Here is a 14,353-nt window from a genome sequence, read left to right on the forward strand (position 1 = left end):
TTGAATTCTATTTTTTCAAAAAATAAACTGTTTGAGTTTCTACAATACCATCAGCATCTATTCCTATTGCCTTTTGGAATTTTATCACAGCTTTTTCTGTTTCTTCATCAAAAATAGAATCACCTTTGAATAAATTTCCCGATAAATAGCCTTTGTCAATTAGAATATTTTTGAGTTGTGTCACATCATGCCCTTGCATTTGCTTTTTAAGTACCCGATCACCTAAATTGTATTTATGTGAACTAATATTTCCAATCTCATAGTTTGTTTGCTCTATACGCTTATTGATAGCTTCAATCGTTTTATGCCCAACAATACCATCGGCTATTTGGTTGTGATCTTTTTGAAATTTTTTAATTGCACTCTCCAATTTAGTAGAATACGTGACATCTCCTGAATAGTTCTTTTCTATATCCGATTCTATTATATATCTTATTTTAAGCAATTTATTCGCTAACTCAGCAACATCTTTACCTGAAACACCACGAACAATGTTTCTTTCTCCTAATGAGTAAGTCGCTTTTGTAGAAGTGGTGGTATTTGCTTTATATGTTGAGGTATTAGAGCTTGTTGAAGTAGAGGAACCACTGTAGCTTCCATAACTACTTGATCTGTGTGAAGAATGAGAGCGATGTGAAGAGTGTGAGCGATGACTTCTATGTCCTGCAATCAAGTATGAATTATCATTATGTATTTTAAGTATGTACTTTTGAGAAAGATCATTCTTTTTTCCCTGCTCAATGTTATTGTCATTGTCATTACTTATTTTAGAAAGATCATAAGATATAGCATTAGCTTCATTGGATGAAACCAAAGAAGCTATGGATGTCAAGAAAATACCTTTTAGAAGTTCTTTGAATTTTGTTTTCATGGCTACAATAGCAATTTATTAATACTTACGCAAATATAGATAATATAGTTGAAACTTAAAAATATGTGAATGAAGGATTTTTGGATAAAAATGCTTGTTGCTCAATTAATTCCAATGTTCAAAAGAAAAAGCAAATTATAACCTACGACTTTTTTTCTTTTTCTTCTTGTGTTTCTGTGCTTGTAATTCCTCTGCCAGTGTAGCATCATTATTATTACCATCTCCCAATGAAAAGATAGATAACAGAGAATCACTACCACTATTATTTTGTTGATTGTAAGAGTGTTTTTTATCTACTTGGCTATCAAGATTGCAAGAAATCATGTTTTCTTTTTCAGTGGATTGGAATATGTCTTTTTTCTTTTCGTCAGTAAAGTTTTGGTTCTGTAATTCAAGTTGTTCGGAAATAGAAGCGTTCTTTATTGTATTATGGTAGTCAAACGATTCGGATTGTTGGCGGTCGTAGTCAAACTGTTTATCAAAGCCCTGTTCTGCTTGTTGGAACAGGTTCACACGGTCAAAGCCACCTTTGACTACTCCGTTCTTGGTGTACTTATGATTGGTGAGCGGTGACAGCTTCTTTTTATTAGATTGGTCTTTACGGCTGACTATCAAATGACAGTGCATATTTAGTTCGTTGTCGGAACGGTTGCGGTCGAAATGGATTTTTCCGTAAAATTTTATATCCACTTCGGATAGTCCTTTGTTAAAGTTCTTGGCATATTCAGGGATAAAAATCTCTCGTATATACCGTTTCATTGCCTCGGCTTTTTCCTGTTCGGTGTTCCCCATTGCCCGAAGTTCGCTTTCCGATGGGCTGACATGGATAGCGAAAAACTTTGCATCCGTTTTCAACAATTGCCCGATATTGGCATCTATATCCTTAACAACCTTTGATTTGTAGATATTATCATCGGTCAGGTTGAAAAAGCCTTCGGTATAAATACCTTTTTCCATCCGTTCCAAATCTTCGTGCTCCAAATAGCTTGCCAGTTGTCGGCTACTCCCTGCATTGTTGTATGTTCCTTTCGAGGGTGGGGCAAAATCGATGTGCATAAGCCTATGTATTTATCAGATTGCTGATTTCAATTTTCAGGTTCTCTTTCCTTTTGCTATCCATCACACCGCAAGCAGAAAGCTCTGAATAGAGTTGTATCAGTTGAAGTAGCTTCTTATAATCCCGTTGGTGTATCTGGTAGAGTGCATTAATCTGTTTAGACTGGTTATTTATCACATCGGCATGATTGCCAAACTGTTCACTTAACTTCTTAAGTACGGCTGTTTGTCTCTCCTGACTGGCTTCCAGTTGAGAGAGAATAAGAGCTTCTAAAGTTTTGCCGATAGCATCGAAACGCAAAGCTATAGAATTTGTTGCCCGTATCATGGGATTCAGTTGTTCTTCCTCATAGTGACGGATGAAGCGGATAATATCATCCTGCCTTTTATTTATTTTCGCTAGTTCCGATTTTACGGATTCCGGTGCTTCGGATGGGTTGATATGCGCCTTATCTATATACCCGAACGCCAACTTTACAACTTCACTCTTTTTCAGTGAATGGCGTTTGCATATCTTTTCTACCAAAGCTGCCGTTTCCTTGTCTACGGAAATGGTAGTGAATATCGTTTTCCGACTGTTGTTTGGCATGGTAATTACTTTTTTATATAAATATGAATAGATAAATACCTGATAATAAGCATTACAAAGAAAATGCTTATTACAGGTGTCATTACAGCGTGTTCTTGTAACACGCTAAAGCCGAAGGCTTTGCCTCGCAGAGCAAGAGGGAAGAACAGGACTTGTCCAGTTCCCTCTTGCTTCATTTAGCGAAATGAGCCGAGCCACAGAGCGAGGCAATTTCTGCTAAATGGGGAGCGATGGCACTTCATCAGGCGGTAACACTACCCACCTTGATTTACTTCGGTTTGCTTATCGAGTTGATTTTCCTTTTTGAACCGTTCGTAAGTCTTGCAATCCGCATTTTCTTGAACAAATGCCCGAATATCTGATGCCCGATAATAGGTCTTATGGCTTATCGTAAAGTAAGGGAGTTTGCCACTTGCCCGATACCGTTGCAGGGTTCGGAAAGATACTTTTAACAGAAAAGCTAAATCCTGATTATCTAATATCTTATCGTTGGGGTCTAATACGTTATCGGTATTGATAAGAGATTTCAGGTCTTGCCCGATTTCGGTGAGCTTCTTCGATAGCCGTTCCATCCACTTATCGAAGTTTTCGTTGTCTATATACATTTTGCTTCATTTTTTAGTTCAACATTATTGTTTTCAATCGATTGATGAAGCAAAGTTCGGCAAATGGGTGCAAATAAGTTAGGGGAATACCACTGGTACTCCCCCATAAATAATTGCTATCTTATTGATAAACAGAATAGAATATTTCCGTTTCTTTACGGCTGATAATAACCCTCGTCCTTACTCTTTTGAATAATGGCAGCTTTCAGCCTGTCTAAAAACTCGGTGATTTTAATCGGTTTGCGTTTGATTACAGCTTCTTCTTTTTTGTAAATATCTCCCAAATTAACATTGAACATCTTTTCAAAGATACGTGTAACATCTATGAGGTGTAACTCTTTATTGTCAATACGCAAAAGTCCATCCATAAGATAGAAGAAACCGCAAGCCAACTCCATCAAATCAATAAGTTTTATTACATCTGCATTTACACAGATAGGTGATTTCCATTCAGATTCTATATTGATAAAGAATTTAAGGTACTCCATTTGACGATAAAGCAAATCTTGCTCTTTCTCTATCAGGGTTATCAACTTATTCAGAAACACTATCTTTAGCTTGTTATTTTCGGTGGGTATAGATTCTTCAAATGCTTTTATAGTAGCAAATTCGATATAGGTTATGTTTAGTTTACGAATGATTTCTTTGTTGTCTTTGGTGTTGCCAATATAAGCGAACAACTCTTCCACAAACTCCAAGTATGCGGAAGTCATGTTTTCAACTACCGATTTATCAATTTGATAAGGGTGTTTCAATAGTTGATAGATATGTTGTTCAGTTATTTCCCAATCTGGCATTGTTATCACATTATATTATAAATGATGAAAATATTTTGTTTAAAAGCATTCCTTATTATTGACAGTGTGCGGCATCCCGTCTTCAAAATATAGTTTTCAAATTGAGGTAAATATAATCCTGAGATATGATATTCATTAATTACGTATATATCAGTTTGTATTTTTATCTATATTATTCAGGATTGATTTTATTATTATTCCATGAAATGGTCTGATAACAAAGAAATATACTCGTCCGAACCAGTTGTTATACTTCACAACAGTAGTAATTCGAAGTTCCTGTTTGCCATCTTTATGCTCGCCACACCACATTGATACATTAAACGTCAGATGCTTATCTGACATCCCCCATATAATTTCTTTATCGTTTCTTTCGCATATAGAATCGGAAAAACGACTTGCTGTGTCCAATCCCAAAGGTTTGACAATTATGTTTCTCAGTTTTAGCAACCAATCTATCCAAGCTGGGAATTGGTTAAATGCCATATTGAAGAAAGCATCAGGCGTAATATTCTCTTTAGTATCAACCTCTTTCGAGAAAGAATCTAAGTAATCAGCAGGTAGGTAATTATCAATTAAGTCGCCTTTATGTATTTTAGTCTTGTTCATATTATCTATAATTTAGGTTTAACACCTATGTAAATGTGAGCGATTCCATTCGTCAGAGATATGGCAGTGCAATTATTAAAGCCATTATTCTGTAATAGTTCAGTAAATTCATCTTTTTGATAAAACTCTACGATTGATTCTGGCAGATATGTATAAGCCTTATTATCCTTTGAGATTACTTGACCAATTACAGGCAAAATATATTTTGAGTAAAAACGATATAGTACATTGAATACTTTATGTTTAGGTGTCGAGAACTCCATCACAAATAAACTTCCTCTTTCTCTCAAAATCCGGTAAAACTCCGATAGCCCTTTATCTATATTTTCAAAATTTCTTATTCCAAATGAGATTGTTACTACATCAAAAGAATTACTGGGGAGCGATAGGTTTTCTGCATCTTCACATAAGAGCCTTATGTTTGACTTGACACCCAAACGTTCAATTTTCTGCTGCGCAACTTTCAGCATCTTTTCCGACAAATCAATTCCAACTATTTGACTGGTTGGAATATTTTTCGCCAAACTTATGGCAACATCACCCGTTCCTGTTGCTATATCAACAATGTGAGTAGGCTTCATTTCGGTAATTAGCTTCACTAATTGTTTCCGCCAAAGTCTATCTATATTGAATGATAGAATGTGGCATATCTTATCGTAGTAGGGGGCTATGTTATTAAACATCCTACGAACCTGAATCCTTTTGGATTCATCTTTATTGTACGGTTTCATCCCAACTCGTCCGATTTAAGTTTTTGATAATAGAACAGATAAATCCGCTCCAACTCTTTTTTATCCATATCAGGAAATAACTGTTGCCCTCCGACAAAGATTGCGTATTCTAAAAGAGTGGTGTTTTTGGCTTCATCTTCTGCCATACCTAACAGCACTCTCTGTTTGGTTGAATATTCAATCCGTAAATCATCTGCCTGCTGAACATACTTTTTGACAATAGGATTAGAAAACCCCCAAGCACGTATCACCTGTTCACTTTTATGTGACCTTTTATGCGACCTTTGAATTACCACATTACCAATAAATTCTATTCGTTCTTTAGCTGATGGCAATTTATCTGCATCTTCAATTACTTGAATAGTATTTTGGTTTAACCAGTATTTCATCAAAGCATCAATGTAGCCATCAATATTTTTGAAGTGGTGGTAAAATGCACCTTTGGTAATTTGCAGCAATTCGCATAGGTTATCTATCGTGATTCTTGCAAAACCATCGTTCGCCAACACATCAAGCCCCACTACAAACCATTGTTCTTTATCTACTTTCTTCATAATCTAAAACCATACCATATAGTACGGTATGCAAATATAATCACTTTATTGGTATAACCAATAGCTTGCCTGTCTATTTTATGATCATCACCTGTATTTAAGGTACAACGACCTTTATAGCCATTTGATAGGATAGCCCAGCATACGCTTTAGTTCTTCCATTTCTGCACTATGCCACATTTCATGTTTGAAACACCAAGATAATGCCTCATATTTGTTATTAGCTACTGGATGCTTAAACGGAATAGGTTCTAATTGCTCAAATAATATATCATCATTTAATTGCAATAAATTATCTATACATATTTCATGAATGGCATCAAACTGTTCTTTTAGCTCATATGCTGGGATCAAGTTTTTTTCTACTGACCTGTGTAGAGTTCCCATACCATTGAAGATTTTCACATAATCAACAATGGGTAACAATTCTGCGACTTTAGTATTTCTTCCTGTGATACATGTGATAGCATGGAAGTTTTGACTAATCATTAAATGCCCAACTTGCCAAGCAAAATTTGAATCTGTGTTTTGAGGAATTGTGTACCATAAATCTTGTGGCATTTCGGAAATCAAGCGATTTACAAAATTCCTCGATTCGATAATCTGTTCTCTTAAAAAATCAATTCTTTCCATTTTTATAAATTTATATACTTATTAGTAAGTAAGTTTTTGCAGCAAAAAAATATTAGATATTTAGTAATCCTTCTTGTATTGACTTATACACATCATTTCTTAATACTTTATTCATTTGCAAAGAAGATAGTAATGCAGAATGAACCATAAAAGCCTTTGTTCTTGGTGTTTCTGTAAATGAAAAAGCATTGTTTCTTAAACCATTATCTAATAAGGCTGTAAGCCATTTCAAAATCGTGTTTACCAATCCCTGCAACTCATTCTGCATGTTTTCAGGTAAAGTGTCATAAGATGGAGAAAGTGAGCCAACTATACAAACCCAGTGATTATTGATAAAACTATCGTGCATGTGAATATAATTGGAAAACTGTAATTTATAATCCAATTTTGCCCATGTCTTAGTTAGTTCGTTGAAAGCATTCAGATTTCCCCTTATTATCTCTACTCCTAAATCTGACTTAGAAGGGAAATAATAATGAACAGCTGCATTCTTTATATTCAACGCTTTAGATATGTCTGCGTAGCTAAAAGAATTGTAGCCAATAGAGCGGATTAATTCACTTCCTAACCTTATTATTTCACTTCTTGTATCGTTCATGCTGCAAATATAATCAAATTTACTTAGTAGTAAGTAGATTTTAAATAAAAAGATCTATATGTCGTGAGAGTAATTCAAAACAATGAAAAAGCAGAAAAGACTAGAAAAGTTCGCCCAATTCTACACTATAAGTCATTGTTGTTTTCTGCTTCTTAAAATTTTATGATTTTATCAACCAATATTTTTTCCAAAACGGATTAACAACATTAACTCTATCAGTGTAGCATCCAGTCTGTGCAAGTCTTAAGTTGAAAATACAACCCGAAGCGTAGCGCAGGTGTGGAGATTTTCAACTTAACCCGTAGGGCTTGGACTTGAACGGACTGGATGCGGAGCTTACCTTTGTTAATGTTTTAGTCTGCTTTGGAAAAGACGATCAAACTATCCCCTCTTTATCCTCTGGAAATATTTCATTTACTTTCTTCCAGTGAGGAAATTTCTTGTGCGCAACTTCGGAAGTAATATCACTTTCAGCAACTTGGTACTTACCACTTACTTTCGTAAATAACTGTTTCATATCCTCATTTACTTTCTGATCGGTAATTTTTGCGTAAATCTGTGTTGTTTGAATAGACCTGTGCCCCATCAGTTTACAAACGGTTTCTATCGGTACACCTTGCGAAATTCCCATCAGCGTTCCGTATGTATGGCGACTCATGTGATAGGTTAAATCACGTTCGATTCCGCATATTTTAGCAAGTCCTTTCATGTTTACCGAAAGACTGGCACGATTAATCATATTGAATACTTTATCACTCTTACGTTCTTTCTCGTACTTCTTAATGATACGCAACGGAATACTTAAAAGTTTAATGCTGCATATCGTTCCTGTTTTCTGACGGGGGATTTTTATCCATATGCTGCCGTCTTGTTCCTCTTTTAAGTTATTGATAGATAAACCGCACATATCCGCATAAGATAAGCCCGTGAAGCTCGAAAAAACAAACCAATCCCTTGTGCGACTATACCTATAGGATTCTATCGGAGTGGTGAGCATTTTCTGAAATTCGTCTTCCGTCAAATGCCTATATAATCTTATCGGTGTTTCCGCTACAAAGTTAATAAATGGGTTACGCTTTAGAGTCCCCTGATTAATGGCTCGTCTTATCATTTTCTTCAAGATAATAATATGATTCATAACGGTATGTGCTGTCATTTTCTTTTCAACTCTTAGATAGAAGTCATAATCATTGATAAACTTATGGTTTAGACTGATTAACGCCATATCATATGCTTGATAGTGAGATTGAATGAAATTTGAAAGATGTTTATACACCAATAAATAAAGATAATAGGTAGAATAAACACGGTTTACACCAACACGTTTTTCAAATTCCTCATTGTGTTCCTGAAAAAGTTGTAATAGATTCGTTGCTTTTGCTCCGATGCCATTTAAGGCATTTTTCACCCTTTCGGCTGTTACATATCCTTCTATTTCTACGATTTGGGAGTAATGTCCTTTCACTTGTTCCTCTAAACGATCAAGTGTTTTATTTATCTGTGCCAACTCTTTTCTTTCTTTTTTCGCCCGTCCTTTCTTGGTGTCCCAATCAGAGGGAGAAAGATTTATCTTTGTGCTAAACTGTACGGATTTAGCATCTATAGTTATACGCCCAATAATCGGGCAAGTCCCGTCTTTACGGGGCTTTGATGTATTGAGATAAAATAATGTCGCAAAAGTGCTTCGTTTGATTGATGTCTTTGTTTCCATAATGATAATTATATTAATGATGTTTTTTTATTCTATACCCACTAACCGAAATTTATCTTTAATTCGTTTCTCTAGTTTGTCGGTATCTTCCGATATTTTATTATTGTTGATTTTTGCATAGACTTGTGTAGAACGTAAATCACGATGCCCTAACATACGACTGACTGTTTCTATTGGTACTCCTTGCGAGAGGCAAATTTCGGTCGAGAATGTATGTCGCCCGGCATGAAATACTAAACGTCGTTCAATCTTGCAAATCTTGGCAATAACTTTCAGGTTCGTATTTAGTTTGCCACAACTAAGCATTGGCAGCAATTTTCTATCAGGAGCAAGTCCTTTATATTTTTCTATAATTTGGAGTGGAAGTTCCATTAATGGAATTTCGCACGGTGTTCCAGTTTTCTGTCTGGTAGTTTTTATCCATAATACACCATCAGAAGCTCTTACAATATTATTCTCTGTCAAGTTGCATATATCCGTAAACGCCAAACCTGTAAAGGCTGAAAATAAAAACATATCACGGGTTAAATATCTGCAAGGGTGATCTAGTGGCGTGGTGATTATTCTATCCAGTTCTTCACGGGTGAGATATTTTTGTACTGGCTTTGCTCTCACAGGTGCATATCCTTCAAATGGATCACGGCTTATAATACCTTCACCAATGGCATACTTTATCATCCTGCGCAAATGAGAAACTATTCCTATAATGGTATTGGGTTTTCTTTTCAACTCAATCCGTAAATAATAGTCATACTTTTCAATAAATGAAAAATCAAGTTGAGGAAATGGTATATCTGATAGCTTATATTTCAATGACATAAAACGTTTAAGATGTTGCAAAGAAAATTCATATTGCCGATAAGTAGACAACTCACGGTTTACACCAACCCGTTTCTTAAATTCTTCGTTATAATGGGTAAAGAACTTGATTAGTGTTTCCTGTTCGGAAGCAATGCCTTGAAATGTGTTTTTCACATTGCTGGCAGTAGTTTCGATTCCATGTTCCTGTAGTTTCCGGAAACTGGCATTTATCGCTACATTGATTTTATCCAATGCCTCATTCGTTTCGATAGCATGTTTGCTCTTTCCTGTTACTCGCCCTGAAACCACATCCCAAAGTGATGCTTTAGCGGTAATCTTAGCACTGAACTGTGCTACATCATTACCAATTGTAATTTTGCCAATTACAGGACATTCACCGTTTTTCTTTTCATTGGTCTTTCTTAAGTAGAAGTGTACTTTTAAATCTGTTTTCATATCTCTGTTTATTAAGTTGATAAAGTTACTTGTAACAGAGTTATTTGAAATGATGCAAGTTGCTGCCAAATAGACAGTTTAGTGGTCTTATGAGGACAGCGAAAAGAGAGATACAATTCTATAAGCAAAGTTTCGTTCTAATTTCTTGTATTACTGTTTGTTGCTTACTTCAAAAAGGGTAACGGATAAGCAACGGAACTACTGCTTCAATATGCTTTTTTCTTCTTTTTCAATGGTAGACAGTTGCAGATAGCAAACGACATAGACGACTGATTATCTACAATTTACCTTATATTGCTATTAACTTCCCTTTCTTTTTAGATTCATGCCACAAGCATTTGCCTTGCAAATGGCGTAAGTATGGAGAATGTTGCTAAGATGTTAGGTCATGCAGATACAAGCGTAACAAAACACTATGCAAGGGTATTGGATCAGAATATTTTCAAGGATATGCAAAAAGTAAATAGCTGCCTGTCGGAATTGGCTATATAATAAAGATAGTAGCTAATATTGAAAAAGGATTGGAAAGAATGAATTTCATTTTCTCAATCCTTTTCTTTTATAGTAAGTTTTCCAGAACTCAATATGAAGCATTGACAAAGATAAGTTCCGTATTTAGCCTGTTCAAGTCCGAGCCTTCGGTTTAGATGAAAATCTTCCTCTCACTATGTTCGAGCGTATTTTCATCTAAAGACTTGCACAGACTAAATACTTCACTGGGAAAGTCAATGATTCAAATTAAATTCCGAAAAACAATGTTTTGGGCTTGGCAGATTACTCTTTCCAACTTTCAAAGTAGTGCTTTTGGAGCAGTTTATCAATATCACTCTGACGGTAGATGATTTTACCTTTTATCTGGATAAAGGGAATTAGCCCTGTATCTCGCCATTCTTGCAGGGTTCGCAAACTGACATTCAGTTTCTTGGAAACCTCATTATTAGAAAGAAAGCGTTCCCCATTCAGGTGGGGCTTGTAGTGCTTTACAATAGATTCAATACCATCCAGCATCGAATCGAGCGAAGAAATAAATTCTTTGACTTGTGGGGTATCTTTATTTATTAGTTCCATGATTGAAAGATTGTTTTATTGAAATATTGATTTCAAGATGGCTAGATAGCTGGTTAGTTACGCAGATAGTGACCCAAAGATGAAATGTTAAGTACGTCTTTTGCCGGATCATAATCTACATAGAGCCGTTTGGATGCAGGGGCAATAAAATACTGGCTACCATCTTGCTGTATCTCATAAGTAGCAGGTGAAGCCTGTTTGGTTGTTTCCGATACATATATAATAGAAAGAAGGTACTCTTTGTCGCTCCGATAGATGATAACCGTAGGATTCAGATTAATGCTTTCCCATGTGCCAACAATGGAAAACAGGTTGAAAAACGGATAATCTTTTTTAATTCTTTTCATAAGACGTGGGGTGTTTGGGTGATTGATTTTGCGTTTCACTGTCTGCAATAATTCTTTCAATATCGGAAGTCTTATAATAAATCTTACTACCAATTTGAGAATAAGCCAATCTTCCGCTACTTCTGTAATACTGCAAAGTTCGCTTACTAACGCCTAACAACAGGCACACTTCCTGACTATCCAGCCAGTTTTCTACTTTCTGGGTATGAGTGCTGCACAAACTTTCTATCCGTTTGGCAAACTCCGTGAACCTCTCGCAGACATACGAAAAGGTTCTCTTTTCAATGGTTACTACTTCCATACTCTTAATTTTAAATGGTTTATAAAACGTGTTGATTCTATTTTCGTCGGCAAATAAAAGAAGAATCATGAGCCGTTTTCAAAACTGTCCGAAAGTGGCGAAGTAAAGTTCTTAATGACTTAATATGTACTTATCGTGGCAACATGATACAATGATTTATAGACCAAATACTCATTGATTTAGGCAGATCATATAGAAACAAAGAAAAATAAACCGATATTTCTTTGTCAATTCAAAAATAACGCTTATGTTTGCAGTGACCAATAATAATAAAACAGTCATACAGTATGGCAAAAGCATTTGATGACAACGAAAGAAAGCTTATAAAAGATAAACTCAAAGAAGGAGCTTTGCTATTTATCCAGCAACAAGGAGTACGTAAAACTTCTGTAGATGAGCTTGTTAAATATGCCAATATTTCTAAAGGAGCATTTTATCTATTCTATACATCAAAAGAACTTCTTTTTTTCGATACAATAATAGACTATCATAAAAAATTGGAAAAAGAATTTCTTAATGCCATAAATAAGCATACCAATAATATTACGGTTGATACATTGACTGATATTATATCTGACTTGCTAATCAACAACAAACCATACTTTGTATCTATCTTTGTTAATAGTGATGTGGAATATCTAAATAGAAAGCTCCCTCAAGAAGTACTTTCAAAACACGTAGATGATGATGTCATGCTAGCAAACGAACTACTGAAATTTATTCCAGAAAGTAAATCAATTGATACAAAAGTATTTGCAGGGGCTTTAAGAGCTGCATTCTTGACTATTTTAAACGAGAAAACAATTGGAACAGATATTTACAATGAAGTTTTCAAGTTTATAGTTAGGGGAATAGTACAGCAACTATTTAAAGACTAATCCAATACAACAAGATTATATAATATCAACTGACTATGTGCAAATATGTTACATAGCGATACTTTGAATTTGCAATATGACTATATAGACAATTTTAGTCATACGATATAAAATTGAAAAATTATGATTACAGTAAAAAACTTATCGTTTAGTTATTCTCAACTACCATTTATTGAGAATATGAATTTTCAAGTAAGAAGCGGAGAAATATTTGGCTTCTTAGGCCCTTCTGGAGCAGGAAAAAGCACTCTTCAAAAGATATTAATAGGTATGCTCCCTAAATATAAGGGGAGTGTTTCTATTAATAATAATGAAATTAGAAATAAGTCTGACCAGTTCTATGAGAGTATTGGTGTCGATTTTGAATTCCCTAGTTTTTATGAGAAATTCACCGCATTGGAGAACTTAAAATTCTTTGGTTCTTTATATGACTGTAAGCTGATTCCTGTCGAACAATTATTAGAAATGGTTGGACTATCACAACATGCCAATAAGAAAGTGGCAGGTTTTTCTAAAGGTATGAAATCCAGATTAAACTTTGCCCGATCAATTATTCATCAGCCCAAAGTGTTATTTTTGGATGAGCCAACATCTGGTTTAGATCCTTCAAACTCCCAAGTGATGAAAAACATTATTCTTGATCTTAAAAATAAAGGAGTAACAATCATTCTGACTACTCACAATATGCACGATGCAACCGAACTTTGTGATCGTGTAGCATTTATTGTTGATGGCAACATTAAAGCTATGGACACTCCTCATAATCTTATCATGTCAAGGCGTTATAATGAAGTAACATATTCATATTTGGAGAATCAAAAGGAATTAAATACTACAATCGCACTTGACAAAATAAGTACAGATAAAAAGCTACAATCTCTGATTCAAGCTAATGCCTTATTATCAATACATAGCAATGAGCCAACATTAGACAATATATTCTCAGAAATAACAGGGAGGAAATTACTATGAAGCTTAAAAGTTTAATACTAGGCGATATTCGGCAACAATACAAATATGGTTTTTATGCCCTATATACGTTATTTACACTAGTGTATATTACAGTATTGCGCATTCTTCCTATGCCGTGGAAAGAACTATGTACAACTACCCTTATATTTTCAGATCCCGTACTGATCGGATTAATGTTTATGGGAGCAATAATATTATTCGAGAAAAGCGAAAAAGTAATGCAGGCATTAGCTGTTTCGCCCATATCGATACACACATACATTTTGTCAAAGGTAATTTCCATTGGACTAATTTCTTTGCTAAGTGGAGTTCTCATCGCATTGTTCTCAGGCATGGAACATTCTTACATACATCTTGCTGTTGGAATTATGTTAGGTTCAGCATTATTCACACTGGTTGGAATATCACTTTCTGCTTTTATTTCAACCATGAATAATTTTATGCTGATTATGGTTCCCACTTTAATAATATCTGTAGCTCCCATATCTGTTTATACAATGGGCTATAAATCGGGAGCTATGCTATTACATCCAAGTATAAGTCTTATAGAACTTATGTCTGGAAATATCAGTGTCATATCTCTAATAGCAATAAGCATTTGGTGTATTGCAATGTATATTTTTTCTTGTCTGTCAGTAAAAAAAATGATGACGATATAATTATGAATCAGAATATTATTTCCTTCAAAATGTTTATCAGAAACATATTCTCAGATGGTATGTTATCTGCAATAATATGTATCCCGCTAATATTAGCGGCAATATATAGGTTTGTTT

Annotated in this window: 18 protein-coding genes; 3 read left to right on the plus strand and 15 right to left on the minus strand. The window is 34.9% G+C overall.

Annotation, left to right across the window (positions count from 1 at the left end; all coding sequences use genetic code 11):
* Positions 1–7: 7 nt before the first annotated feature.
* The 15 genes from HCG69_RS10730 to HCG69_RS10800 form a co-directional block, all read right to left on the minus strand.
* The gene (locus HCG69_RS10730) at positions 8–871 is read right to left on the minus strand and encodes a peptidoglycan-binding protein (protein WP_221650037.1); all 864 of its coding nucleotides are present in this window, start codon (positions 869–871) and stop codon (positions 8–10) included.
* Positions 872–1,006: 135 nt separating this feature from the next.
* Positions 1,007–1,927: a DUF5712 family protein gene (locus tag HCG69_RS10735; RefSeq protein WP_221650038.1), complete on the minus strand. Its 921-nt coding sequence runs from the start codon at positions 1,925–1,927 to the stop codon at positions 1,007–1,009.
* A 4-nt stretch (positions 1,928–1,931) separates the two neighbouring features.
* Complete coding sequence (locus HCG69_RS10740; RefSeq protein WP_221650039.1) at positions 1,932–2,516, minus strand: BfmA/BtgA family mobilization protein; 585 nt, start codon at positions 2,514–2,516, stop codon at positions 1,932–1,934.
* A gap of 254 nt (positions 2,517–2,770) precedes the next feature.
* On the minus strand, positions 2,771–3,121 hold the full coding sequence (locus tag HCG69_RS10745; protein WP_221650040.1) for a helix-turn-helix domain-containing protein: 351 nt from the start codon (positions 3,119–3,121) through the stop codon (positions 2,771–2,773).
* Between the two features lie 155 nt (positions 3,122–3,276).
* On the minus strand, positions 3,277–3,918 hold the full coding sequence (locus HCG69_RS10750) for an RteC domain-containing protein (RefSeq protein WP_221650041.1): 642 nt from the start codon (positions 3,916–3,918) through the stop codon (positions 3,277–3,279).
* A gap of 150 nt (positions 3,919–4,068) precedes the next feature.
* Positions 4,069–4,527, minus strand: a complete 459-nt coding sequence (locus HCG69_RS10755; protein WP_221650042.1) for a DUF2867 domain-containing protein — start codon at positions 4,525–4,527, stop codon at positions 4,069–4,071.
* Between the two features lie 5 nt (positions 4,528–4,532).
* Positions 4,533–5,258: a bifunctional demethylmenaquinone methyltransferase/2-methoxy-6-polyprenyl-1,4-benzoquinol methylase UbiE gene (ubiE, locus tag HCG69_RS10760; RefSeq protein WP_221650043.1), complete on the minus strand. Its 726-nt coding sequence runs from the start codon at positions 5,256–5,258 to the stop codon at positions 4,533–4,535.
* Positions 5,255–5,812, minus strand: a complete 558-nt coding sequence (locus HCG69_RS10765) for a TetR/AcrR family transcriptional regulator (RefSeq protein ID WP_221650044.1) — start codon at positions 5,810–5,812, stop codon at positions 5,255–5,257. The genes ubiE and HCG69_RS10765 overlap by 4 nt, the downstream gene beginning before the upstream one ends.
* A 114-nt stretch (positions 5,813–5,926) precedes the next feature.
* Positions 5,927–6,445, minus strand: coding sequence for a DinB family protein (locus HCG69_RS10770; RefSeq protein WP_221650045.1), 519 nt, complete (start codon positions 6,443–6,445; stop codon positions 5,927–5,929).
* A gap of 52 nt (positions 6,446–6,497) precedes the next feature.
* Positions 6,498–7,043 (minus strand): TetR/AcrR family transcriptional regulator, encoded by a 546-nt coding sequence (locus HCG69_RS10775; RefSeq protein WP_221650046.1) that lies wholly within the window; start codon positions 7,041–7,043, stop codon positions 6,498–6,500.
* A gap of 376 nt (positions 7,044–7,419) precedes the next feature.
* A complete protein-coding gene (locus tag HCG69_RS10780; RefSeq protein WP_255585791.1) occupies positions 7,420–8,754 on the minus strand; it encodes a site-specific integrase in 1,335 nt (444 codons plus the stop codon).
* 27 nt (positions 8,755–8,781) lie between these two features.
* Complete coding sequence (locus tag HCG69_RS10785; protein ID WP_221650047.1) at positions 8,782–10,011, minus strand: site-specific integrase; 1,230 nt, start codon at positions 10,009–10,011, stop codon at positions 8,782–8,784.
* A 774-nt stretch (positions 10,012–10,785) separates the two neighbouring features.
* Positions 10,786–11,079: a helix-turn-helix domain-containing protein gene (locus HCG69_RS10790; protein ID WP_117988208.1), complete on the minus strand. Its 294-nt coding sequence runs from the start codon at positions 11,077–11,079 to the stop codon at positions 10,786–10,788.
* A 53-nt stretch (positions 11,080–11,132) separates the two neighbouring features.
* The gene (locus HCG69_RS10795; RefSeq protein WP_025835670.1) at positions 11,133–11,426 is read right to left on the minus strand and encodes a DUF3876 domain-containing protein; all 294 of its coding nucleotides are present in this window, start codon (positions 11,424–11,426) and stop codon (positions 11,133–11,135) included.
* The gene (locus HCG69_RS10800; protein WP_025835668.1) at positions 11,413–11,727 is read right to left on the minus strand and encodes a helix-turn-helix domain-containing protein; all 315 of its coding nucleotides are present in this window, start codon (positions 11,725–11,727) and stop codon (positions 11,413–11,415) included. The genes HCG69_RS10795 and HCG69_RS10800 overlap by 14 nt, the downstream gene beginning before the upstream one ends.
* A 287-nt stretch (positions 11,728–12,014) precedes the next feature.
* Between HCG69_RS10800 and HCG69_RS10805 the strand changes: the two genes are divergently transcribed.
* The 3 genes from HCG69_RS10805 (at position 12,015) to HCG69_RS10815 (ending at position 14,236) form a co-directional block, all read left to right on the plus strand.
* Positions 12,015–12,605, plus strand: a complete 591-nt coding sequence (locus HCG69_RS10805; protein ID WP_007656985.1) for a TetR/AcrR family transcriptional regulator — start codon at positions 12,015–12,017, stop codon at positions 12,603–12,605.
* Positions 12,606–12,728: 123 nt separating this feature from the next.
* A complete protein-coding gene (locus tag HCG69_RS10810) occupies positions 12,729–13,577 on the plus strand; it encodes an ABC transporter ATP-binding protein (RefSeq protein ID WP_057328245.1) in 849 nt (282 codons plus the stop codon).
* The gene (locus tag HCG69_RS10815; RefSeq protein ID WP_221650048.1) at positions 13,574–14,236 is read left to right on the plus strand and encodes an ABC transporter permease; all 663 of its coding nucleotides are present in this window, start codon (positions 13,574–13,576) and stop codon (positions 14,234–14,236) included. Before HCG69_RS10810 ends, HCG69_RS10815 begins: the two co-directional genes overlap by 4 nt.
* Positions 14,237–14,353 lie beyond the last annotated feature (117 nt).

The sequence above is a fragment of the Bacteroides sp. K03 genome (assembly GCF_019734355.1).
Taxonomy (GTDB): Bacteria; Bacteroidota; Bacteroidia; order Bacteroidales; family Bacteroidaceae; genus Bacteroides; species Bacteroides nordii.

Bases quoted from the DNA above. Each gene is read 5' to 3' on its own strand.
- HCG69_RS10730 (WP_221650037.1), bottom strand. From the start codon at position 871: ATGAAAACAAAATTCAAAGAACTTCTAAAAGGTATTTTCTTGACATCC.
- HCG69_RS10785 (WP_221650047.1), bottom strand. From the start codon at position 10,011: ATGAAAACAGATTTAAAAGTACACTTCTACTTAAGAAAGACCAATGAA.
- HCG69_RS10740 (WP_221650039.1), bottom strand. From the start codon at position 2,516: ATGCCAAACAACAGTCGGAAAACGATATTCACTACCATTTCCGTAGAC.
- HCG69_RS10745 (WP_221650040.1), bottom strand. From the start codon at position 3,121: ATGTATATAGACAACGAAAACTTCGATAAGTGGATGGAACGGCTATCG.
- ubiE (WP_221650043.1), bottom strand. From the start codon at position 5,258: ATGAAACCGTACAATAAAGATGAATCCAAAAGGATTCAGGTTCGTAGG.
- HCG69_RS10755 (WP_221650042.1), bottom strand. From the start codon at position 4,527: ATGAACAAGACTAAAATACATAAAGGCGACTTAATTGATAATTACCTA.
- HCG69_RS10805 (WP_007656985.1), top strand. From the start codon at position 12,015: ATGGCAAAAGCATTTGATGACAACGAAAGAAAGCTTATAAAAGATAAA.
- HCG69_RS10810 (WP_057328245.1), top strand. From the start codon at position 12,729: ATGATTACAGTAAAAAACTTATCGTTTAGTTATTCTCAACTACCATTT.
- HCG69_RS10775 (WP_221650046.1), bottom strand. From the start codon at position 7,043: ATGAACGATACAAGAAGTGAAATAATAAGGTTAGGAAGTGAATTAATC.
- HCG69_RS10795 (WP_025835670.1), bottom strand. From the start codon at position 11,426: ATGAAAAGAATTAAAAAAGATTATCCGTTTTTCAACCTGTTTTCCATT.
- HCG69_RS10750 (WP_221650041.1), bottom strand. From the start codon at position 3,918: ATGCCAGATTGGGAAATAACTGAACAACATATCTATCAACTATTGAAA.
- HCG69_RS10765 (WP_221650044.1), bottom strand. From the start codon at position 5,812: ATGAAGAAAGTAGATAAAGAACAATGGTTTGTAGTGGGGCTTGATGTG.
- HCG69_RS10790 (WP_117988208.1), bottom strand. From the start codon at position 11,079: ATGGAACTAATAAATAAAGATACCCCACAAGTCAAAGAATTTATTTCT.
- HCG69_RS10735 (WP_221650038.1), bottom strand. From the start codon at position 1,927: ATGCACATCGATTTTGCCCCACCCTCGAAAGGAACATACAACAATGCA.
- HCG69_RS10780 (WP_255585791.1), bottom strand. From the start codon at position 8,754: ATGGAAACAAAGACATCAATCAAACGAAGCACTTTTGCGACATTATTT.
- HCG69_RS10815 (WP_221650048.1), top strand. From the start codon at position 13,574: ATGAAGCTTAAAAGTTTAATACTAGGCGATATTCGGCAACAATACAAA.
- HCG69_RS10800 (WP_025835668.1), bottom strand. From the start codon at position 11,727: ATGGAAGTAGTAACCATTGAAAAGAGAACCTTTTCGTATGTCTGCGAG.
- HCG69_RS10770 (WP_221650045.1), bottom strand. From the start codon at position 6,445: ATGGAAAGAATTGATTTTTTAAGAGAACAGATTATCGAATCGAGGAAT.